The sequence below is a fragment of the Jatrophihabitans sp. genome (assembly GCA_036399055.1).
Taxonomy (GTDB): Bacteria; Actinomycetota; Actinomycetes; order Mycobacteriales; family Jatrophihabitantaceae; genus Jatrophihabitans_A.
In genome coordinates, this window is the sequence record DASWNX010000011.1 from 1 (window position 1) to 21,547 (window position 21,547).

Here is a 21,547-nt window from a genome sequence, read left to right on the forward strand (position 1 = left end):
GCAGCTCGTGCGCGTGGGTGGCCGTGACGTCGCCCGCCTCGTCGGCCTGCCAGATCATCAGGTGCTTGCCGGTCGCGGTGTTCATGAAGTTGAACCCGGAGTCGCCGCGCTTGCGGATGATGTCCTCGCTGTGGTGGGTGAGGGTCGAACTGTTGACGTACTCACCGGTCGCCCCGGGCGTGCCGGTGACGTTGCGCACGACGATCTCGATCCGCTCCCAGTCGTGAATCTCGGAGCCTTCCTTGTCCGCCGCGTTGTACACGTGGTAGAGCAGCACCAGTGACTTGGTGGCGCCGTTCATGTACTCGATCAGCGAGGTGTACAGGGTCGGGCGGATACGCCATTGGGCGTACGGGCTGGTGGTCGCCTTGGTCGCCGACGCGGCTGCGTACTGGTTGACCTGGAGCCAGTTGACCCGGTTGGTGGCGAAGTTGGCGTCCTGGTCGAAGTCGTAGTTCGTCAGCCAGTCGCGGCCTTCGGCCGCGTTGTTCTCGTTCCCCCGCTTGAAGATCACTGGCGCGTAATAGTTCAGGTAGGCCTGCCGCTGGGTGTTCGTCAGCAACGGCGCGGCGGCATGTGCCTCGTCCCGGTTAGCGATCACCGGCAAAGTCGCGAGGACGAGCGCCGCGAGCACCAGCGCTCGCAGCAAGGTCCGCGGCGACGTTCGCCGCTTCTGGGCTAGACGGGTGCTGGACGGGATGGGCGTGCAGAACCGCACATTCACTCCTGGGGTGGGTGAGGGCGTCCGACGGGGGGCCGGTTTCAGCTTCGAGTCGGACAATTACGCCGTTTATCTTACATAATGTGTAGATCATCAGGGAGTTGCGAGCCACTGGATGACTCTGGGCGCCCCTGCCTGCTCAGCCCTCGCGGCAGAATCCTCACCGGTCTGACACCGCGCCCGGACGGGTCTGAGGAATTGCCTTCCAGTCGGCGGTGCCGCAAGGATGAGCCGATGTTCAGGATCGGGTGGTGGATGCTTGCGCTGCTCGTCGCCGCCGGCTGCACGCCGCGGCCCGCTGCGGACGGCCAGCTGCCCGCCGGCTCCAGGTCCCCGTCGTCGTCGGTGTCGTCGGTGTCGCCGTCGTCGTCGGTGTCGTCGGTGTCGTCCTGGGTGTCGTCGCCGCCGTCGGCCAGCTCGTCACCCGTCCCCCGCAGCGCAGCGTCATCGGCATCGCGTCCTTCGGTGTCGCGCAGCGCGTCGAGCACGGCGCCGCTGACGCCCCCGGTCTCGGCCAAGGCTCGCGCGGTGGGATTGGTCGACATCCGGACGGTCGTTCCTGACGCGGTCGTCGAGCTGCGCTATGCGACCAGCGACAACTTCGTGGGCGTGCCGATGTACCCGGCCGGCGCGCGCTGCCTGGTGCACGAGTCGATGGCGCCCGGCCTGAAGGCAGCCGCGGATCAGCTCCGACGCCAGGGGCACGTGGTGGTGTTCTGGGATTGCTACCGGCCGAACGCGGTGCAGGCGCGCATGTTCGACGTGGTCTCGGACCCGCAGTGGGTGGCCCGGCCCCGGCCCTACGCCACCAGCCACGTAGCCGGCCGCTCGGTCGACATCACGCTCGCCTACGCGCGCACCGGCGTCGCGTGCTCGGCGGCCCAGCGCGTCCAACGGCACTGCCTGCTCGACATGGGCACCGGCTTTGATGACTTCACCCCTCGCGCGCGGGCCTTCGCTGTGGACGGTGTCAGCGCCCAGGCGCAGGCGAACCGAGCGCGGCTGCGATCGGCGATGAACTCCGGCGGCATCACCGTCTACTCAGGTGAGTGGTGGCACTTCAACGGGCCGGGTTCTGGAGTCAGGCGCCCGCACCTCAACGCCCCGCTCAGCTAAAACAGCTCCAGCGGGTCGAGCATGATCCGCACCGCGTCACCGGACTTCTTCGCCGACCGAACCGCTGCCGCGGCGTGCAACGCCTCGGCCAGCGCCACCCCGTCCGGGCGGGGAACCCGCAACAGGCTGCGGATGTGCTCGGTCGGCTGCCCGCCGCGACTGGCCTGCACCGGAACCGAGCCGAGCTCTTCGGCCGAGGCCGGCAACTGGCTCAGCGACAGCAGCTCGGCGACGTCGGCCGGGGCGCCGACCAGCGCCGCCATTCGGCTGACCGGTGGAAAGCGCAGCTCGCGCCGGTCGGCCAGCTCGCGCTCGGCGTGGCCTGCCGGGTCCCAGCGCAGCAGCGCCTGCACCACCGCCAGCGAGGCGTCCGCGCCGACGATCACGGTGCCGTCGCCGCGCACCAGCGCCGCGGCGTTGGCCCAGCGCCGCAGGGTTTCCTCCGACGCCCGCAGGTCCGGCCGGGACAGCAACGCCCAGCCGTCCAGCAGCAACGCCGCGCCGTAGCCGTCCGGAGCGACCGGCTCAGCGCCCGGCGTCGCCACCACCAGGGCCGGGCCGGCCGGGATGTCGGCCAGCACCGAGTCACCGGCGCTGGTGCGCAGCACCACCCCCGGAAACGCCCGACCCAGCTCCTCGGCGGTGCGGGTCGAGCCCACCACCATCGCCCGCAACCGGTCAGCGCCGCACTTGGGACAGCGCCAGTCCGCCGCCGGCCGGCCGCACCACCGGCAGGAGGGCAGCCCCTGCCGCGACGTCGCCGCCAGCGGCCCGGAGCAGTGCGCGCAGCGAGCCGGTGTCCGGTCCTTGGCACACGCCAGGGTGGGCGCGTAACCGCGCCGGGGCACCTGCACCAGCACCGGGTTGCCCGCGGCCAGCGCGGCCCGGGCGGTGCGAAAGGCCAGCGCCGGCAGCCGGGCCGTCCGGGCGACCGGATCGCGTTCGAGCTCCACCTCATCGCCCAGCGCCACGATCCGGGGCGCGGCCTGCCTCAGCATCGCCCGGTCAGCAGCGATGGGCTGCGCCCAGCCCGACTCGACCAGCAGCGCCGCCTCAGCGGTGCGCGCGAAGCCGGCCACCAGCAGCGCCGCGCCGGTCATCGAGGCGCGCAGCACCGCCACGTCGCGGGCATGCGGATAGGGCGCGCGCGGCTCGGCGTGCAGGTCGTCGCCGTCGTCCCAGATCACCACCAGCCCCAGGTCGGCCACCGGCGCGAACACCGCCGAGCGGGTGCCCAGCACCGCCCGCACCGCGCCTCGGCGCACCGCCAGCCATCGCCGGTACCGGGCCTCGGGCCCCAGGTCGGCGCTGAGCACCACATGCGAGCCCTTGGGCAGGGCCGCCTGCAACGCCTTGTCGACCCGGCCCGCGTCACGGGCGTCGGGGACCACCACCAGCACCCCGCGGCCACCGGCCAGCGCCGCCTGCGCCGCCTCGGCGATCCGGGCCGGCCAGTCCTCCCCCGGCGTCGCGTTCCAGACCGCCCGCACCGGCCGGCCGGCCTGCACGCCACCCAGCCACGCCGCACCCGCCCGGTAACGCGCCCAGCCGTCCTGACTCGGCGCCAGCGGCGGCGCGGCGGCCTCGACAGCCACTGCCGACTCGGCGCGGGCATGGCGGGGCGGGACCGCCAGCCGCACCACGTCGGCGAAGGCGCCGGCCCAGCGATCGGCCACCGACCGGAACAGCGCGGCTGTCTCGGTGGTCAGCACCGGCTCGTCGCCGACACCCCGCTCCAGATAGGACAGCCGGCCGTCGTGCTCGCTGGCCGCCAGCCGCTGCAGCACCCAGCCGTCGATCAGCCGGCCGGCGAAACGCACCCGCACCCGCGAGCCCGGTCGCACGGCCTCGTCCAGCTCAGCCGGCACCAGGTAGTCGAAGGGCCGGTCCAGATGCGGCAGCGGCGAGTCCACGGCCACCCGTGCCACCGGCGATGATTCGGCCGGTTGGCGGTCCCGGGGCGGCCGGGTGGCGCCCCGGCGCGCGACCGCGGCGCGCGCGGCCAACCCGGGCACGTCCGTGCGGTCGGCGGTCACGGGATATGCCTACCAGCCCCAGCCGACGTTCTCAGGCCCCTACCCTGCGGACGCTCGAGCTCTTCCAGCGTCATGGGCACACGTGGTCCTGGCCACCGCAGAGCATGACGCACCGGCAGCGGTGCCGGCACAACGCATTGTGCGGCCTGAATCCGCGGTTCCGACCGAGATCGGCGCGGATTCAGGCCGCACAATGGCACAACGGGCAGAGAGAGCTGAAACGTCTCAGCTGTTGGCGAGCTTGGCCAGCTGGTCGGCGCGGTCGGTGCGCTCCCAGGTGAAGTCGGCGTCCTCGCGGCCGAAGTGCCCGTAGGCGGCCGTCTTCTGGTAGATCGGGCGCTTGAGGTCCAGGTCGCGGATGATCGCGGCCGGCCGCAGGTCGAAGGTCTCGTTGATGGCGTCGATGATCTTGTCGACCGGCACCGTCTCGGTCCCGAAGGTCTCGACGAACAGCCCGACCGGCTCGGCCTTGCCGATGGCGTAGGCGACCTGCACCTCGATTCGAGCTGCCAGCTTGGCGGCCACCACGTTCTTGGCCACCCAGCGCAGCGCGTAGGCCGCGGACCGGTCCACCTTCGACGGGTCCTTGCCGGAGAACGCCCCGCCGCCGTGGCGGGCCATGCCGCCGTAGGTGTCGACGATGATCTTGCGGCCGGTCAGGCCGGCGTCGCCCATCGGCCCGCCGGTGACGAAGCGGCCCGTCGGGTTGACCAGCACCCGGTAGTCCGAGGTGTCGATGGCCAGCCCTTCGAGCACCGGCTTGATCACGTGCTCCTCGATGTCGGGCTTGAGCAGGGTGTCGAGGTCGATGTCCTCGGCGTGCTGGCTCGAGACCACCACCGTGTCGAGCCGGACGGCCTTGCCGTCGACGTACTCGATGGTGACCTGGGTCTTGCCGTCGGGACGCAGGTACGGGACGGTGCCGTTCTTGCGGACCTCGGTCAGCTTCTCGGCCAGCCGGTGCGCCAGCCAGATCGGCAGCGGCATCAGCTCGGGGGTGTCGTCGCAGGCGTAGCCGAACATCAGGCCCTGGTCACCGGCGCCCTGGGCGGCGATGGCGTCCTCTGCCTCGTCCGCGCCCTCGACCCGCGCCTCGTAGGAGGTGTCCACACCCTGGGCGATGTCAGCCGACTGCGCGCCGATCGACACGCTGACGCCACAGGACTCGCCGTCGAAGCCCTTGCGGGAGGAGTCGTAGCCGATGCCGAGGATGGTCTTGCGGACGATCGCCGGGATGTCGGCGTAGGCGTTGGTGGTGACCTCACCGGCGATGTGCACCTGGCCGGTGGTGATCATCGTCTCGACCGCTACCCGGCTTGCCGGGTCCTGGCTCAACAGGGCGTCCAGAATTCCATCCGAGATCTGATCGGCGATCTTGTCCGGATGTCCTTCGGTCACGGACTCCGAGGTGAATAGGCGACGGCTCACAAAAGCTCCTAGGGGGTGTGATGGGCAAGGGGAGTCTACTCAGGCAGGAGCGCGGTGATGGCGTCCCACAGGGCGGCGGCGAGCACGGTTTTCGGGCCCAGGGGGACGTCGACCTCGGCGCCGAGGGCGCTCAGGATCACCGCGGCGTTGTCCGGCCGGCCGAAGACCCGGCCTTCGGAGACGGCGTTGACCACCAGCAGGTCACAACCCTTGCGGGCCAGCTTCGCGCGGCCGTGGGCCAGCACGTCGCCGGCCTGGTCGCCGGTCTCGGCCGCGAAGCCGACGATCACCGGCGCGGCCAACCGGCCGGCCGAGCGGGCCTGGACCAGTTCGACCAGCACGTCGGGATTGCCGACCAGCTCGATCGCCGCCGGCGCGGCGCCGGTCTTCTTGATCTTGGCCTCGGCAGGCACGGCCGGGCGGAAGTCGGCCACCGCGGCGGCCATCACCACGACGTCGGCGTCCTTGGCCGCGGCGTGGGTCGCCGCGCGCAGCTCTTCGGCGCTGCCCACCGGGATCAGCTCGCTGCCCGCCGGGGTCGGCAGCTCCACGTTGGCGGCCACCAGCGTCACCTGGGCGCCCCGGGCGGCGGCCACGGTCGCCAGAGCGAAACCCTGCCGGCCCGAGGACCGGTTGCCCAGAAAACGCACCGGATCAAGCGGCTCACGGGTTCCGCCGGCGGTGATCAGCACCCGGCGTCCGGTCAGGTCCGGCGGCAGAGCGTCCGGGCGGCGCAGCAGCAGCTCGGCCAGCTGAGCGATCTCGGCGGGCTCGGGCAGCCGTCCCTGGCCGGTGTCCGCGCCGGTCAGCCGGCCGTGAGCGGGCTCCAGCACGACCACGCCGCGGCTGCGCAGGACGGCCACGTTGGCCACGGTCGCCGGGTGCGTCCACATCTCGGTGTGCATCGCCGGCGCGAACAGCACCGGGCACCGGGCGGTCAACAGGGTGTTGGTGAGCAGGTCGTCGGCCATGCCGTGCGCGGCCTTGGCCAGCAGGTCCGCGGTCGCCGGCGCCACCACCACCAGATCGGCCTGTTGGCCCAACCGGACGTGCGGCACCCGCTCGACGCCGGTCCAGACGTCAGAGAGCGCCGGTTTGTGCGACAGCGCGGCCCAGGTCGGCTCACCCACGAAACGCAACGCCGACTCGGTCGGCACCACCGTCACGTCATGGCCGGACTCGCTCAGCCGGCGCAGCAGCTCGACCGCCTTGTAGGCGGCGATGCCGCCGGAGACTCCGAGGATCACCTGGGCGCCCGGGCCGGCCGCTCGCGCCTGTGGAGTCTCAGAGGTCAAGTCAGTCACGAGGCGCGTCACTCGAACCCGTCGTCCGGGCCTAGGCCTCGGAGGGCTTGAACTCGATCAGATCGGTGTTGATCTCGCGCAGCGCGATCGACAGGGCCTTCTCCTGCGGAGCGGTCTCGACCATCGGGCCGACGTACTCGAGCAAACCCTCGCCGAGCTGGCTGTAGTAGGCGTTGATCTGGCGGGCCCGCTTGGCGGCCACGATGACCAGGGCGTATTTCGAACCGGTCCGGTCGAGCAGTTCGTCGATCGGCGGGTTGGTGATGCCCTCGGGAGCAGGCACAGGTGCGGTCACGCTAGCCTCGAATTCTTCTCGGAATCTCATGCGCGGCTGGGCCATCGAGAGTTCTGGCCAAGGCAGTCGGCGATCTGAACGCCACGCGCAGTCTGGCAATACTACCAACTCCGCGCTGCTGTGCCCGCATTCTCGATCCGGCGCAGCCGGAGGCCTGTGGGCAAGGTCACCGGTATCGGCTCAGTTACCCGCTAGTGTTTCTTCGATGTCGACCGGGTCGTCCCGGTTCGATGGCCCGGGCGGGTCCGGACACCACCGCCCGACCAGGAGACCTCGACCGAAAGGCACGCCGGATGAGCACCCTGCGGATCGCGGTGGTGAAAGAGACGGCCGCTCACGAACGGCGGGTCGCGCTCGACCCTGACGGCGTGAAGCGGCTGCAGGCCCTCGGAGCGCAGGTGCTGATCGAGGTCGGCGCCGGCGCGGCCGCCTGGTTCGACGACGAGTCCTACCGGACCGCCGGCGCGCGTCTGCTGGAGCGGGCCGAGCTGCTGGCCGAGGCCGATCTGGTGCTCTCGGTCGGCCCGCCCGCAGACGACGTCCTGGGCATGCTGCGGGCCGGGCAGAGCTGGCTGGGCCTGCTGGCGCCGCTGACCAACCCCGAACTGGTCCGCGCGCTCACCGACCGGGGCGTCACCATGATCAGCCTGGACGGGCTCCCCCGGACGCTGACCAGAGCCCAGTCGATGGACGCGCTCAGCTCGCAGGCCAGCGCCGCCGGCTACAAGGCCGTGCTGGTCGCCGCCGAGCACTACGACCGGTTCTTTCCGATGCTGATGACGGCGGCCGGCACCTCCAAGCCGGCCGCGGTCCTGGTGCTGGGCGCCGGGGTCGCGGGGCTGCAGGCGATCGGAACCGCCCGCCGGCTCGGCGCGGTGGTCAGCGGCTACGACGTGCGGCCGGCCGCCCGCGAGGAGGTCAAGTCCCTGGGCGCGAAGTTCGTGGAGCTCAAGGCGGGCATCGCCGGCGCCGGCGAGGGCGGCTACGCCCGCGAGCTGTCGTCCGAGGAGCGCCATGCCCAGCAGCAGGAACTGGCCGAGCACATCGCCCGGCACGACATCGTGATCACCACCGCCCAGGTGCCCGGACGGGTCCCGCCGGTGCTGGTCACGGCCGACACCGTGGCTCGGATGCGGCCAGGCTCGGTCATCGTCGACCTGGCCGCCAGCCGGCTTGGCGGCAACGTCGAGGGCTCGGTGCCGGGCGAGACGGTGCTGACCGGCAACGGCGTCCGGCTGGTCGGGGCGGCCAACCTGCCGGCCAGGCTGGCCACCAGCGCCTCGCAGGCGCTCTCACGCAACATGGCCGCGCTGGTGCAGCATCTGGTCCGCGACGGCGAGCTGGTCATCGACCTCGACGATGAGATCCAGCGCGGCGTGGTGATCAGCCACGGCGGGCAGATCGTGTCATCGGCGGTGGCCGCCGTGGCCACGCCCACGGCGGGCGCGACTTCTAGTGAAGGGCAGGCCTCATGACCCAGGGATTCGTCGGCAACCTGACGATCTTCGTGCTGGCCCTGCTGGTCGGGTTCGAGGTGATCAGCAAGGTGCCGGCGACGCTGCACACCCCGCTGATGTCGGGCGCCAACTCCATCCACGGCGTGGTGCTGGTCGGCGTGGTGATCCTGTCCTCATTTGTCGAGGGGACCTTCGGCTACATCCTGACCTTCGTGGCGGCCGCCTTCGGCGCGGCCAACGTGGTCGGCGGGTACGCGGTGACCGACCGGATGCTGCAGATGTTCCGTAAACGCCCGGTCCCGGCGGCGGCCCGCCCCGCGGTGGAGTCCGAGTGAGCGAGCATCGAGCGACGCAGGAGCGAGGAGCACAGCGAATGCCAGCGATGAGCGCTCGCGCGAAGAGCGGTGAAACCGAGTGACTGTCGACAACGGTGTCAGGCTGGCCTCGCTGTTCGGGGCGGTGGCCTTCGTGCTCGGCCTGCACATGATGAACTCCCCCGCCACCGCCCGGCGCGGCAACCAGCTGTCGGCATTCGGCATGCTGGTCGCGATCGTGGCGGTGCTGGTCTCGGTGTCAGACGGCGGCACCATGAACTCGACCCGCTGGCTGGTGCTGGGCTGCGGCGCCCTGATCGGTTCGGCCGCCGGGCTGTACTCGGCCCGGGCCGTGGCGATGACCCAGATGCCTCAGCTGGTCAGCCTGTTCAACGCCGTCGGCGGCGGCGCCGCGGCCCTGATCGCGGTGGCCGACTACCAGCACGACAGCCATGTCTCGGCCGGCATCGCGACCGCGGTGGTGCTCGACGTGCTGATCGGCGCGGTGACGTTCTCGGGCTCGTTGATCGCGGCCGCCAAGCTGCAGGGCTACTGGAGTCAGCCCATCAACTTCCCCGGCTCGCGGCTGGTCTCGATCGTGCTGACCCTGGCCGCGCTGGTCGCCGGGATCGCGGTGATCGCCGGTGCGCACAGCCCCTGGCTGCTGGCGCTGGTGCTGATCGCGTCACTGGGCATCGGCATCGGCATGGTGCTGCCGATCGGCGGCGCCGACATGCCGGTCGTCATCTCGTTGCTCAACGCCTTCACCGGCACCGCGGTGGCGATGGCGGGCTTCGTCCTAGAGAACGCCACCCTGACCATCGCCGGCGCCCTGGTCGGCGCCTCCGGCGCCATCCTGACCAAGCTGATGGCCGACGCGATGAACCGCTCGGTGCTCAGCATCATGGCCGGCGGGTTCGGCACCGGCGCGGCCGGGATCGAGGTCGGCACTGCCGGCGGCGGCGGCTCGGTCAAGTCCATCGCCATCGACGACGCGGCCCTGCAGTTGGCCTACGCCAGCAAGGTGATCGTGGTGCCGGGCTACGGCCTGGCCGCGGCTCAGGCCCAGCACGAGGTGCGCGAGCTGGGCGAGCTGCTGGAGAGCCGGGGCATCGAGGTGTCCTACGCGATCCACCCGGTGGCAGGCCGGATGCCGGGCCACATGAACGTCCTGCTGGCCGAGGCCAACGTTCCCTATGACCAACTGCGCGAGATGGAGGACGTCAACCCGGAGTTCGACCGGACCGACGTGGCCCTGATCATCGGCGCCAACGACGTCACCAACCCGGCCGCCCGCCGGCCCGGCAACGCCGTCTCGGGAATGCCGATCCTCGACGTCGACCACGCCCGCAGCATCATCGTCATCAAGCGCTCGATGGCCTCCGGTTACGCCGGCATCGACAACGAGCTCTACGGCGACCCCAAGACCAGCATGCTGTTCAGCGACGCCAAGAAGGGGCTGGCCGCGCTGGTGACGGCCACCAAGCAGGTCGACTGAGCCCGGTTCCGCGCGACCGGCTCAGTCGGCCCGCCTCGGCGCAGCCTCGCCGTGAGAGGACCGGGCTCAGGAGACGACGGCGCTGATCAGCGAGACGACCTCGGCGGCGGCCCGCTCGACGTCGTCGTTGACCACCACCACGTCGAACTCGTCGTGGGCCTGCAGCTCGTACTGGGCCCGGGTCAGCCTGGTCTCGATCATGTCGCCGGTCTCGGTGCCCCGGCCGGTCAGCCGGTCACGCAGCTCGGTCACCGACGGCGGCGCCAGAAACACGAACTGGGCTTCGGGCATCCGTTGCCGCACCTGCCGGGCGCCCTGCAACTCGATCTCCAGCAGGGTGGGCCGGCCTGCGGCCAGGTGCTGCTCGACCGGCCGGCGGGGCGTGCCGTAGCGGTGGCCGGCGAAGGTGGCGTACTCCAGCAGCCGGTCGGTGGCGATCAACTCGTCGAACTGGGCGTCGGTCAGAAAGTGGTACTGCACCCCGTCCACCTCACCCGGGCGGGGCTTGCGGGTCGTGCACGAGATCGACACCCAGACGTGTGGGAAGAGCCTGCGCACCTCGGCCACGACAGTCCCCTTGCCCACCCCGGACGGTCCCGACAGGACGGTGAGGCGGGCGGGTGTGACGGCGTCGGTGGCGGGTTCGGTCATGACCGCGATTGTGCCGTCTGTTCGATTCGTTGCAGCAACGCGGCGCGCTGATGAGGGCCTAATCCTCGCACCCGGCGGGACTCGGCGATCCGCAGATCGGCCAGCAGCGCCGCCGCCCGCACCTTGCCGTAACCCGGCAAGGCGGCCAGCAGGGCGCTCACCCGCATCGCGGCGAGCTGGGAATCGGAGCCGGCCCGCTCCAACAGCTGGGAGAGGCTGATCCGGCCGCTCTTGAGGTCGGCCCGGGCCTGGGCCCTGGCCGACCGGGCGGCGGTCGCCATCGCGAGCGCGCCGGCCCGCTGCTCAGCGCTGAGTTCAGGCGCCTCAGGCATGCCTGCCACGGTACCGGCTCACGCGCTCGGATCGGTGGCCGCCCGGCCCGCCGCTGACCGGTGAGCCGACCGGCGATCAGCAAGCCGGTCGCGGGGGTTTCAGCCGCGCAGGAAGAGGAAATCCTCCACGGCCTGCTCAGCCGCGGCACGCAGCGCAGGCACGTCAGGCCCGGCCCGCAGCACCTCACGCGACACGCTCGGCAGCACCGCCCGCAGGCTGGCGCCGAAGATCCGCCGGACATCGGCGGCGGTGCCGCCCTGAGCCCCGATGCCCGGCACCAGATAGGGCCCGTTCAGCCGGCCGAGCTGCGCGACGGAGTCACCGATGGTGGCGCCCACGACGACCCCGAACGAGCCGAGCGGCTCGGCTCCGGCGTTGCGCGAGGCCAGCTCGTCGATCACCGACTGGGCCACCGTCCGGCCGTCGGCCAGCCGGGCGTGCTGCACCTGCGGACCCTCCTTGTTCGAGGTGAGGCTGAGCACAAAGACCCCGGCCTGGTGCCGGGCAGCGAGCTCGAAGGCCGGTTCCAGCGAGCCGACGCCCAGATAGGGGCTGAGCGTGATCGCGTCCACCGCCAGGTCCGAGGACGGGTCCAGGTAGGCCTGGGCGTAGGCGGCCATCGTGGAGCCGATGTCACCGCGCTTGACGTCCAGCAGCACCAGCGCGCCGGCCGCCCGGGCGGCGGCGACGGTCCGCTCCAGCACCGCGATGCCGCGCGAGCCGAACCGCTCGAAGAACGCCGACTGCGGTTTGATCACCGGCGCGAGGTCGCCGAAGGCCTCCACGCACGTCAGCGCGAACCGCTCCAGCGAGGCCAGGTCATCAGCCATCCCCCACTGCTCCAGCAACTGGGCGTGCGGGTCGATGCCCAGGCATAGCGAGCCGCGCCGGTCCAGCGCCGTGCTGAGCCGCTGGCCGAAGCTCGCGGGAGCCGCCGTGCCTGGGTCCGAGCTCACGCCGGCACCGTCTGACCGGCACTCCCCCGCAGCGCCGCCTGCTGCTCCGGGCTCTTGTGCGCGAACCCGACCGCGTCCGCCACCGAGGAGAACCCGCGGGCGTCGAGTTCGGCTTCCAGCTCCGCCAGGATCCGGACGGGCGCCATCGGGTCGTGGAACACCGCGGTGCCTACCGAGACCGCCGAGGCGCCGGCCAGCAGGAACCGCAGCGCGTCCCGCCCGGTCATGATGCCGCCCATTCCCAGCAGCGGCAGGTGCGGCACCGCCTGGTGCACCTGCCACACGCAGCGCAACGCCACCGGGCGGATCGCCGGCCCGGACAGCCCGCCGGTCACCCCGCCGAGCGCCGGCCGCAGGGTGTCCAGGTCGATCTCCATGCCCAGCAGGGTGTTGATCAACGAGATGCCGTCCGCGCCGGCATCGGTGACCGCGCGGGCGATCAGTCCGATGTCGGTCACGTCCGGCGACAGCTTGGCGAACACCGGCACGTTGGGATGGGCCGCCCGCCGGACGGCCGAGATCACCCGGCCGGCCGCGATCGGGTCGCAGGCGAACACCTGGCCGCGGCTCTCGACGTTGGGGCAGGAGATGTTGACCTCGATCAGGTCGACCGGGTGGTTGTAGAGCCGTTTGGTCAGGGCCACGTACTCGTCGGTGTGACCGCCGGCGATCGAGACCACCGCCCGCGCGCCCTGGGCGTGCAGCCAGGGCAGGTCGTGGGCCAGGAAGGCGTCGATGCCCGGCCCCTGGAGCCCGATGGAGTTGAGCATCCCGCTCGGCGTCTCGGCCATGCGGGGCGTCGCCCGGCCCGACCGCGCTCGCAGCATGATCGACTTGGTTACGACGCCGCCGAGATCGGCGAGGTCGAAGAACTGGCTCAGCTCCTTGCCCGACGCGGCGCAACCCGACGCCGTCAGCACCGGGTTCGGCAGCTGCAGCCGCCCCAGCGAGGTTCGCAGGTCAACCATCTAGCGCCCCATCCCGTCAGCTCCGTGCAGGTCCGCCGGCAACGTCCCGACCTCTGCCCAGCGCACCCGGCCGGCCTCGAAGACCGGCCCCTCCACGCAGGAGCGGACGAAGCGCGACACCCCGTCCGTTCCCCGAACCGGCAACACGCAGGTCATGCACACCCCGATCCCGCACGCCATCGCCTCTTCGACCGCGACCTGAGCCGGGATCGCATGTGCCCGAGCGACCTCGCCGACCGCGGCCAGCATCGCCATCGGGCCGCAGGCGTAGACGATCTCAGCGCCCAGCCGCTCGATCGCCGAGGGCAGCGGATCGGTGACCCGACCGAGCTGGCCGGCCGAGCCGTCGTCGGTGGTCACGGTCACCTTGCCGATCAGCCGCTTGGCCTGCAGCTCACCGAACAGCCGGTCGGCCCGGGACGCTCCGACGATCATCTCGACCTCGCTGCCCAGGCCGATCAGCCGCTCGGCCAGCGGCAGCAGCGGGGCGGCGCCGTAGCCGCCGCCGACCAGCACCGCCGGCACCGCGTCCCGCGGGATCGGAAACGGCGTCCCCAGCGGGCCGACCAGGTTCAGCCTGGCGCCGATCCGCTGACTGGCCAGCCACTCGGTGCCCGGGCCGTGCACGGCCACCACGAACTGGATGGTGCCGGCGAACTCCGCGCCCGGCTTCACCCCGTAGAGCGCGAACGAGCGGCGCAGCAGCATCGAGGTCTGCGAGCCGCCGACCGCCACCGCCACGAACTGGCCCGGCGCGAAGGCGCGCGCCACTCCGGGGGCGACCACCGTCAACTGGATGTACTCGCCGAGCCTGGTGACGTCGAAGATCTCGCCGGTCTCCTGCACCGGGCCAGTCGCCTCCGGTCCGGTCACGGCCGCGCCGTCGGCGCTCATCGGCCGGTCCCCTCTCGCCAGCTGGCCAGCGCTCGGTGATGCGATTGCAAGGACGCCACCGTGATCTCGTCGCGGATGAGCTCCTCGATGCCCTGGACCGCCGCCGCCACCGCCTGGACAGTCGTCAGGCACGGGATGCCGACCTGCACGGCGGCCGTCCTGATCTCATAGCCGTCGATCCGCGGCCCGGAGTTGCCCGGCGAGCCGAACGGCGTGTTGAGCACCAGGTTGACGTTGCCCGCCAGGATCTGCTCGACGATGTTGCCGGCGCCTTCTGAGTACTTGCCGACCATCTCAGCGGCCACCCCGTTGCGCCGCAGCACCTGGGCGGTCCCGGCGGTGGCCAGGATTCGGAAGCCGAGGTCGAAGAGCCGGCGCACCGGAAAGATCACCGCGCGCTTGTCCCGGTTGGCGATCGAGACGAACACCGTGCCCTTGGTGGGCAGCGAGCCGAAGGCCGCGGTCTGGGACTTGGCGAAGGCGGACCCGAAGGTCCGGTCCAGGCCCATCACCTCGCCGGTGGACTTCATCTCCGGACCCAGGATCGAGTCGACGAGCTCGCCGGCCGGCGAGCGGAACCGGTGGAAGGGCAGCACCGCTTCCTTGACCGCGATCGGCGCGTCCGGGGGAAGCTCGCCGCCGTCGCCGTGCCGCGGCAGCATCCCCTCCTGCCGTAGCTCGGCGATGGTGGCGCCGACCGCGATCCGGGCAGCCGCCTTGGCCAGCGAGACGGCAGTCGCCTTCGACACGAACGGGACCGTCCGGCTGGCGCGCGGGTTGGCCTCCAGGACGTAGAGGACGTCACCGCTGAAGGCGAACTGGACGTTGAGCAGGCCCCGGACCCCGACATGGTGGGCGATCTGCTCGGTCGCCGCGCGGACCCGGTCGATCGTGCTGCTGCCCAGCGTGATCGGCGGCAGCGTGCACGCCGAGTCGCCGGAGTGGATGCCGGCCTCCTCGATGTGCTCCATCACCCCGCCTAGGTAGAGCTCGGCGCCGTCGTAGAGGGCGTCGACGTCGATCTCGACCGCGTCATCGAGGAACCGGTCCACCAGCACCGGGTGGCTGGGCGCGATGTCGGTGGCCTTGGCGATGTAGGCCGACAGGCCCACCTCGTCATAGACGATCTCCATGCCACGCCCGCCCAGCACGTAGGACGGACGCACCAGCACCGGGTAGCCGATCGCGTCGGCGACCTGCTTGGCCTGCTCGAAGGAGGTGGCCAGGCCGTGCTTGGGCGCGGGCAGGCCGGCCAGCTCGAGCACCCGGCCGAACTCGCCGCGGTCCTCGGCCAGGTCGATGGCCTCGGGCTGGGTGCCCAGCACCGGCACCCCAGCGTCCTTGAGCCGTTGCGCCAAGCCCAGCGGGGTCTGGCCGCCCAGCGTGCAGATCACCCCGGCCACGTCGCCGGACTGCTGCTCGGCGTGCACCACCTCCAGCACGTCTTCCAGGGTCAGCGGCTCGAAGTAGAGCCGGTCGGCGGTGTCGTAGTCGGTGGAGACCGTCTCGGGGTTGCAGTTGACCATCACGGTCTCGTAGCCGGCCTCGCGCAGCGCCATCACCGCGTGCACGCAGGAGTAGTCGAACTCGATGCCCTGCCCGATCCGGTTGGGCCCGCTACCCAGGATCAGCACCTTGCGCCGGTCCCGCTGCGGCCTGACCTCGGTCTCGGAGTCATAGCTGGAGTAGTGGTAGGGGGTGAAGGCCTCGAACTCGGCGGCGCAGGTGTCGACGGTCTTGAACACCGGCCGGATGCCGGCCCGGTGCCGCAGTAGCCGGACCCCGTCCTCGCCGGCCAGCTCCGGGCGCAGCGCCGCGATCTGCCGGTCCGACAGCCCGTGCCGCTTGGCCCGCCGCAACAGCTCCGAGGTGATGTCGGGGGCCTCGATGAGCTCCTGGCCCACTTCGAGGATCAGCGCGAACTGGTCGATGAACCAGGGGTCGATGCCGGTGGCCTCGGCCACCTCGGCAACGCTCGCGCCGGCTCGCAGCACCCGCTCGATGGCATAGATCCGCCCGTCGGTGGGAACCGAGGCGATGCCGAGCAGCTCCTGGATCGAGGCGAGCGCGAGGCCGTCGTGGGGCTCGCGCGGGTCCGCGCTCGTCCAGAACCCGGCGGCCTTCGTCTCGGTCGAGCGCAGCGCCTTGCCCATCGCCTCGGTGAAGTTGCGCCCGATCGACATCGCCTCACCGACCGACTTCATGTGCGTGGTGAGCACCGGATCGGCGCCCGGGAACTTCTCGAAGGCGAACCGCGGGATCTTGATGACCACGTAGTCCAGGGTCGGCTCGAAGCAGGCCGGCGTGGCGCCGGTGATGTCGTTGGTCACCTCGTCCAGGGTGTAGCCCACCGCCAGCTTCGCGGCGATCTTGGCGATCGGGAAGCCGGTCGCCTTGGACGCCAGCGCCGAGGACCGCGAGACTCTCGGGTTCATCTCGATCACGATCATCCGCCCGGACTTCGGGTCGATCGCGAACTGGATGTTGCACCCGCCCGTGTCGACCCCGACCTCGCGCAGCACCGCGATGCCCACGTCGCGCATGTGCTGGTACTCCCGGTCGGTCAGCGTCATCGCCGGCGCGACCGTCATCGAGTCGCCGGTGTGCACGCCCATCGGGTCGATGTTCTCGATGGAGCAGACCACGACCACGTTGTCCTTGCGGTCGCGCATCAGCTCCAGCTCGAACTCCTTCCAGCCGAACACGCTCTCCTCGACCAGCACCTCGTGCACCGGTGAGGCGGCCAGGCCGCGCGCGACCTGGGTCCGCACCTCCTCGGCCGAGTTCGCCATACCCGAGCCCAGGCCGCCCATCGTGAACGACGGCCGGATGACGACCCGGTTGCCGACGGTCGCGGCGAAGGCGGTCGCCTCGTCCAGGCTGTGGCAGACCGCCGACAGCGGGACGTCGGCGCCGACCGTCCGGACGATGTCCTTGAACTTCTGGCGGTCCTCACCGCGCTGGATGGCGTCGATGTCGGCGCCGATCAGCTCCACGCCGTGCCGCTCCAGGATGCCGCGATTGTGCAGCGCGACCGCCAGGTTGAGCGCCGTCTGGCCGCCGAGGGTGGCCAGCAGCGCGTCGACCGGGTGGCCAAGCGCCGCCTCGGTCATGATCACCTTCTCGACGTACTCAGGAGTCAGCGGCTCGATGTAGGTGGCGTCGGCGAACTCGGGATCGGTCATGATGGTGGCCGGGTTGGAGTTGACCAGGCTGACCCGGAACCCCTCGCTGCGCAGCACCCGGCAGGCCTGGGTGCCGGAGTAGTCGAACTCGCAGGCCTGGCCGATCACGATCGGGCCTGAGCCGATCACCAGGATGTGCTGGATGTCCTCGCGCTTGGGCATCAGTTACCGCCTTCGGTGATGTCGGTCGGCTCCGCGCTCGATCCGCTCCTGGCTCGCTGCGCTCGCTGCGATGCTCTCTCGCTGCCGCCTTCGAGGAGTTGGGCGAAGCGGTCGAACAGGTAGGCCGCGTCGTGCGGCCCGGCCGCCGCCTCCGGGTGGTACTGCACCGAGAACGCCGGGACGTCATGGGCCCGCAGTCCCTCGACGACGTTGTCGTTGAGGCAGATGTGGCTGACCGACACCCCGCCGAAGTCGGTCTCGCTGACCCGGTCGATCGGGGCGTCGACGGCGAAGCCGTGGTTGTGGGCGGTGATCTCGACCTTGCCGGTGACCCGGTCCTGCACCGGCTGGTTGATGCCGTGGTGCCCGTAGCGGAGCTTGTAGGTCCCGAAGCCGAAGGCCCGTCCCAGCAGCTGGTTGCCGAAGCAGATCCCGAACACCGGCGTGCCGGTGGCCAGCAGCTCACGCAGCAGCGCCACCGCGCTGTCGGCGGTGGCCGGGTCGCCCGGCCCGTTGGACACGAACACCGCGTCGGCGCCGGTGTCGAGGACCTGCCGCAGGCTGGAGTCCGCCGGCAGCACATGGCTGGTGATGCCGCGCTGAGCCAACCGGTGCGGGGTCATCGACTTGATGCCGTAGTCCAGCGCCGCGATGCTGAACCGGCGGGTCCCGATCGCCTCGACGGTGTAGGCCTGGGCGGTGCTGACCTCGCCGGCAAGATCGGCGCCGGCCATCTCCGGCGAGGCCAGCACCCGCTGCCGCACCGAGTCGGGGTCCAGGTCGGTCGTGGAGATCGCGCAGCGCATCGCGCCGCGCTCGCGCAGGTGCCGGGTCAGCGCCCGGGTGTCGATGCCCGAGATCCCGACCACGCCCTGGTTCTGCAGCTCCTCCTCCAGGGATCGGGTGGCGCGCCAGTTCGACATCCGCCGGGCCGGGTCCCGCACGACGTAGCCCGACACCCAGATCCGCGAGGACTCCTGATCCTCGTCGTTGACACCGGTGTTGCCGATGTGCGGGGCGGTCTGGACCACCACCTGACGGTGATAGGACGGATCGGTCAAGGTCTCCTGATAGCCGGTCATGCCAGTGTTGAACACGGCCTCGCCGAACGTCTCACCGGCCGCGCCGTAGGACTCGCCGGTGAAGGACCGGCCGTCCTCCAGGACCAGAATCGCCTTGTCAGTCATCTCTGCCTCGTTCTCGGTCTCGTCACTGCTCGTGCTGCCAGACGCCGGGCCGGACGTCACCGGCCGGTTGGCTGCCCTTCGGTTGGCTGCCGTTCGCCGCGCTGCCATTCGCCGCGCTGTCGTTAGGCTTACTGCCGGGCTGGGCCCGGTGCTCGATCGCCGTTATCCACGCTGGGTATCCGGTCTTGTCATCAGCTCTGATGCCGGTGTCCAGATCCTGCTCGCCGTGGCGCCAGCGCAGCACCAGCAGGCCGCCTCGGCCGACCACCTTGCCGGCCAGCGCCGGCTCCAGCCGCGCGTCGATCAGCTGCGGCGCCGGGATGAAGATCGGCGTGCTGCCCTGCCGCTGGATCAGCGCCCCCGCCTCGGTGAGCCTGGCCACCGACTCGGCCCGGGCGCCCAGGCCGCCGGCCACGATCCGGTCCTGCCACCGGGTCGCCAGGGTGCTGCCGACGTAGAGCCCGGTCAGCGGCGCGGCCAGCTCGGTCCCGAGCGCGGCCGGCACTGCCGGCAACTCCGGCAGCCAGTCCTGGCGCCGGCCGCGGCGTCGCCAGCCCAGCCACATGCCGGCCAGGGCCAGCGCGAACAGCACGCCGCACGCCGCCACCAGCTGCCAGCGGGTCATGCCCGCACCGCCGCGGACGGGGCGAGGACCGCGCCGTCGCGCACGGTGGCCCGGCCGCGCAGAAAGGTGGCCAGCACCTGGCCGGGCAGCCGCCGGCCGGCGAACGGGGTGTTGCGTGCCAGCGAGGCCAGCCTGGCCGGCTCGACCAGCCAGCTGCCGGCCGGATCGATCAGGGTGAGGTTGGCCGGCTCGCCCGCCGCGATCGGACGGCCGTGCCCGGCGAGCCGGCCGATCAGCGCAGGTCGGACGCTCATCCGGTCGGCCAGGCCGGCCCAGTCCAGCCGGCCGGGCTCGACCATCGTCTCGATCAGCACGCCGAGGGCGGTCTGCAGACCCAGCATCCCGAACGCGGCGTCGCCGAAAGCGTGGTCCTTGTCGTGCGCGGCGTGCGGGGCGTGGTCGGTGGCCACCGCGTCGATCGTCCCATCGGCCAGGCCGGCACGCAGCGCCTCGACGTCCTCCGCCGGGCGCAGCGGTGGGTTGACCTTGTAGACCGGGTCATAACTGCTCAGCAGGTCACAGGTCAGCAGCAGGTGGTGGGGGGTCACCTCGGCGGTGACGGCGATCCCGCGGGCCTTGGCCCAGCGCAGCACCTCGACGCTGCCGGCGCTGGACACGTGGCAGACATGCAGCCGCGAGCCGGTGTGCCGGGCCAGCATCACGTCACGGGCGATGACGCTCTCCTCGGCGACCGAGGGCCAGCCGGGAAGCCCCAGCCGGCCGGACAGCTCGCCCTCGTGGGCGCAGCAGCTGGCGTCGGCCAGCCGCGGGTCCTGGGCGTGCTGGGCCAGCACGGCGTCGAACGGCTTGAGGTACTCCAGCGCCCGGCGCATCAGCCGTGCGTCGCTGACGCAGTGCCCGTCGTCGCTGAACACCCTCACCGCAGCGCTTGAGCGCGCCATGTTGGCGATCTCGGCCAGCTGCTCGCCGGCCAGCCCCCGCGACACCGCCCCGACCGGCCGGACGTCGACCAGGCCGGCCAGCTCACCGAGCCGGGCCACCTGCTCGACCATCTCGGCGGTGTCTGCGACCGGGTTGGTGTTGGCCATCGCGTGCACCGCGGTGAACCCGCCGAGCGCGGCCGCGGCCGAGCCGGTGGCGATCGTCTCGGTGTCCTCGCGTCCGGGCTCGCGCAGGTGGGTGTGCAGGTCGACCAGCCCCGGCAGCAGCACCGCGCCCTCGGCCTCGATCAGCTGCGCGCCGTCGGGCAGGCTCAGCGAGGGCCCGACCGCGGCGATGACGCCGTCGGCCAGCAGCACGTCGGTCGGCGCCGCGCCCAGCGGCCGCGCCCCGCGCAGCAGCACCGGCGCCGGGCGCGCGAAGCCGGTCACGAGGACGCCCCTGCCGGCTCGTTCGGACTCGCCTTGAGCGCGCCGGACACCTCGTCGGCGCCTGCCAGCAGGTGATAGAGCACCGCCATCCGGATGGCCACCCCGGCCCGGACCTGGTCCAGCACCAGGGACCGGCCGCTGTCGGCCGCCGCCGATGAGATCTCCAGGCCGCGGTTCATCGGACCCGGATGCAGCACCGGCGCGTGCTCGGGCAGCAGCTCCAGCCGAGCCGGGCTCAGGCCGTAACCGATCGCGTACTCGCGCTCGGTCGGGAAGTAGCCGACCGCCGCCCGGCCGCCTGTCGAGCTGGCGCCCATCCGCTCGCGCTGGACGCGCAGCATCATCACGGCGTCGACGTCGCCGGCCACCTTGCCTGCCAGGGTGGCGTCGAGGTCCCAGCTGGTGGTGCAGTTCCACCCATGCACGCCGGACGGCATCAGGGTGGGCGGCGCGACCAGCGTCACCTGGGCGCCCAGCGTGGTGAGCAGCATGACGTTGGAGCGAGCCACCCGGCTGTGCACCAGGTCGCCCACGATGACGATGTGCCGTCCGGCCAGCTCACCGAGCCGGCGACGCAGCGAGAACGCGTCCAGCAGCGCCTGGGTCGGGTGCTCGTGGGTGCCGTCGCCGGCGTTGACGACGTGGCAGTCGACCCACTCGGTGATCCGCTGCACGGCGCCGGAGCTGGGATGCCGGACCACCAGCGCGTCCACCCCGAGCGCGGCGACGGTCAAGGCGGTGTCGCGCAGGCTCTCGCCCTTGCTGACGCTGGAGCCCTTGGCGCTGACGTTGATCACGTCGGCCGAGAGCCACTTTCCGGCGATCTCGAAGGACGACCTGGTCCGGGTCGAGTCCTCGAAGAACAGGTTGACGATGGTGCGCCCGCGCAGCGCCGGCAACTTCTTGACCTGCCGGTTCTGGATCGCGTCCATCTGCTCGGCCGAGTCCAGGATCTGGTTGGCGCCGGCCGCGTCGAGATCACCGGCTGAGAGCAGGTGCCTGATCATGCGATCTCCACGGTCTTCGCGCGAGCGCTCATCCCCGCCATTGGCTGCGCTCCTGCCTCGCTGGCGCTGCCTCGATGCT

Annotated in this window: 20 protein-coding genes; 4 read left to right on the plus strand and 16 right to left on the minus strand. The window is 71.6% G+C overall.

What is annotated here, in order from left to right:
• A partial coding sequence (locus tag VGB75_03135; GenBank protein HEY0166014.1) for a hypothetical protein occupies positions 1 to 718 on the minus strand: 718 nt, incomplete at its 3' end.
• A 77-nt stretch (positions 719 to 795) separates the two neighbouring features.
• Positions 796 to 1,209 (minus strand): hypothetical protein, encoded by a 414-nt coding sequence (locus VGB75_03140; protein HEY0166015.1) that lies wholly within the window; start codon positions 1,207 to 1,209, stop codon positions 796 to 798.
• On the opposite strand from VGB75_03140, the gene VGB75_03145 reads away from it, so the two are divergent.
• A complete protein-coding gene (locus VGB75_03145) occupies positions 1,187 to 1,837 on the plus strand; it encodes a M15 family metallopeptidase (GenBank protein HEY0166016.1) in 651 nt (216 codons plus the stop codon). The two genes, VGB75_03140 and VGB75_03145, sit on opposite strands and share 23 nt — an antisense overlap.
• Here the strand turns inward: VGB75_03145 and VGB75_03150 are convergent.
• The 4 genes from VGB75_03150 to rpoZ form a co-directional block, all read right to left on the minus strand.
• Complete coding sequence (locus tag VGB75_03150; GenBank protein HEY0166017.1) at positions 1,834 to 3,873, minus strand: primosomal protein N'; 2,040 nt, start codon at positions 3,871 to 3,873, stop codon at positions 1,834 to 1,836. The two genes, VGB75_03145 and VGB75_03150, sit on opposite strands and share 4 nt — an antisense overlap.
• A gap of 225 nt (positions 3,874 to 4,098) precedes the next feature.
• Complete coding sequence (metK, locus tag VGB75_03155; GenBank protein ID HEY0166018.1) at positions 4,099 to 5,301, minus strand: methionine adenosyltransferase; 1,203 nt, start codon at positions 5,299 to 5,301, stop codon at positions 4,099 to 4,101.
• Between the two features lie 35 nt (positions 5,302 to 5,336).
• Positions 5,337 to 6,605 carry a bifunctional phosphopantothenoylcysteine decarboxylase/phosphopantothenate--cysteine ligase CoaBC gene (gene coaBC / locus VGB75_03160; protein ID HEY0166019.1) on the minus strand — a complete coding sequence of 423 codons (1,269 nt, stop codon included), beginning with the start codon at positions 6,603 to 6,605 and terminating at the stop codon, positions 5,337 to 5,339.
• A 31-nt stretch (positions 6,606 to 6,636) separates the two neighbouring features.
• Positions 6,637 to 6,900, minus strand: a complete 264-nt coding sequence (rpoZ, locus tag VGB75_03165) for a DNA-directed RNA polymerase subunit omega (GenBank protein HEY0166020.1) — start codon at positions 6,898 to 6,900, stop codon at positions 6,637 to 6,639.
• Positions 6,901 to 7,193: 293 nt separating this feature from the next.
• Between rpoZ and VGB75_03170 the strand changes: the two genes are divergently transcribed.
• The 3 genes from VGB75_03170 to VGB75_03180 all read left to right on the plus strand — a co-directional run bounded on the left by VGB75_03170 (position 7,194) and on the right by VGB75_03180 (position 10,169).
• The gene (locus tag VGB75_03170; GenBank protein HEY0166021.1) at positions 7,194 to 8,375 is read left to right on the plus strand and encodes a Re/Si-specific NAD(P)(+) transhydrogenase subunit alpha; all 1,182 of its coding nucleotides are present in this window, start codon (positions 7,194 to 7,196) and stop codon (positions 8,373 to 8,375) included.
• Positions 8,372 to 8,692, plus strand: coding sequence for an NAD(P) transhydrogenase subunit alpha (locus tag VGB75_03175; GenBank protein ID HEY0166022.1), 321 nt, complete (start codon positions 8,372 to 8,374; stop codon positions 8,690 to 8,692). Before VGB75_03170 ends, VGB75_03175 begins: the two co-directional genes overlap by 4 nt.
• 79 nt (positions 8,693 to 8,771) lie before the next feature.
• Positions 8,772 to 10,169 (plus strand): NAD(P)(+) transhydrogenase (Re/Si-specific) subunit beta, encoded by a 1,398-nt coding sequence (locus VGB75_03180; protein ID HEY0166023.1) that lies wholly within the window; start codon positions 8,772 to 8,774, stop codon positions 10,167 to 10,169.
• Positions 10,170 to 10,235: 66 nt separating this feature from the next.
• Here the strand turns inward: VGB75_03180 and gmk are convergent, their stop codons facing one another.
• The 10 genes from gmk to VGB75_03230 form a co-directional block, all read right to left on the minus strand.
• The gene (gene gmk / locus VGB75_03185) at positions 10,236 to 10,820 is read right to left on the minus strand and encodes a guanylate kinase (GenBank protein HEY0166024.1); all 585 of its coding nucleotides are present in this window, start codon (positions 10,818 to 10,820) and stop codon (positions 10,236 to 10,238) included.
• Positions 10,817 to 11,152 carry an integration host factor, actinobacterial type gene (mihF, locus tag VGB75_03190; GenBank protein ID HEY0166025.1) on the minus strand — a complete coding sequence of 112 codons (336 nt, stop codon included), beginning with the start codon at positions 11,150 to 11,152 and terminating at the stop codon, positions 10,817 to 10,819. Before mihF ends, gmk begins: the two co-directional genes overlap by 4 nt.
• 99 nt (positions 11,153 to 11,251) lie before the next feature.
• A complete protein-coding gene (gene pyrF, locus VGB75_03195) occupies positions 11,252 to 12,109 on the minus strand; it encodes an orotidine-5'-phosphate decarboxylase (protein ID HEY0166026.1) in 858 nt (285 codons plus the stop codon).
• Entirely contained in the window at positions 12,106 to 13,077 is a 972-nt protein-coding gene (locus tag VGB75_03200) for a dihydroorotate dehydrogenase (GenBank protein ID HEY0166027.1), read from the minus strand. The genes pyrF and VGB75_03200 overlap by 4 nt, the downstream gene beginning before the upstream one ends.
• The gene (locus VGB75_03205) at positions 13,078 to 13,971 is read right to left on the minus strand and encodes a dihydroorotate dehydrogenase electron transfer subunit (GenBank protein ID HEY0166028.1); all 894 of its coding nucleotides are present in this window, start codon (positions 13,969 to 13,971) and stop codon (positions 13,078 to 13,080) included. It abuts the gene before it with no gap.
• The gene (gene carB, locus VGB75_03210; protein ID HEY0166029.1) at positions 13,968 to 17,318 is read right to left on the minus strand and encodes a carbamoyl-phosphate synthase large subunit; all 3,351 of its coding nucleotides are present in this window, start codon (positions 17,316 to 17,318) and stop codon (positions 13,968 to 13,970) included. The genes VGB75_03205 and carB overlap by 4 nt, the downstream gene beginning before the upstream one ends.
• Entirely contained in the window at positions 17,318 to 18,505 is a 1,188-nt protein-coding gene (carA, locus tag VGB75_03215; GenBank protein HEY0166030.1) for a glutamine-hydrolyzing carbamoyl-phosphate synthase small subunit, read from the minus strand. The genes carB and carA overlap by 1 nt, the downstream gene beginning before the upstream one ends.
• Before the next feature lie 22 nt (positions 18,506 to 18,527).
• Positions 18,528 to 19,130 (minus strand): transporter, encoded by a 603-nt coding sequence (locus VGB75_03220; protein ID HEY0166031.1) that lies wholly within the window; start codon positions 19,128 to 19,130, stop codon positions 18,528 to 18,530.
• Positions 19,127 to 20,461, minus strand: a complete 1,335-nt coding sequence (locus tag VGB75_03225; protein HEY0166032.1) for a dihydroorotase — start codon at positions 20,459 to 20,461, stop codon at positions 19,127 to 19,129. Before VGB75_03225 ends, VGB75_03220 begins: the two co-directional genes overlap by 4 nt.
• Complete coding sequence (locus VGB75_03230) at positions 20,458 to 21,468, minus strand: aspartate carbamoyltransferase catalytic subunit (protein HEY0166033.1); 1,011 nt, start codon at positions 21,466 to 21,468, stop codon at positions 20,458 to 20,460. The genes VGB75_03225 and VGB75_03230 overlap by 4 nt, the downstream gene beginning before the upstream one ends.
• Positions 21,469 to 21,547 lie beyond the last annotated feature (79 nt).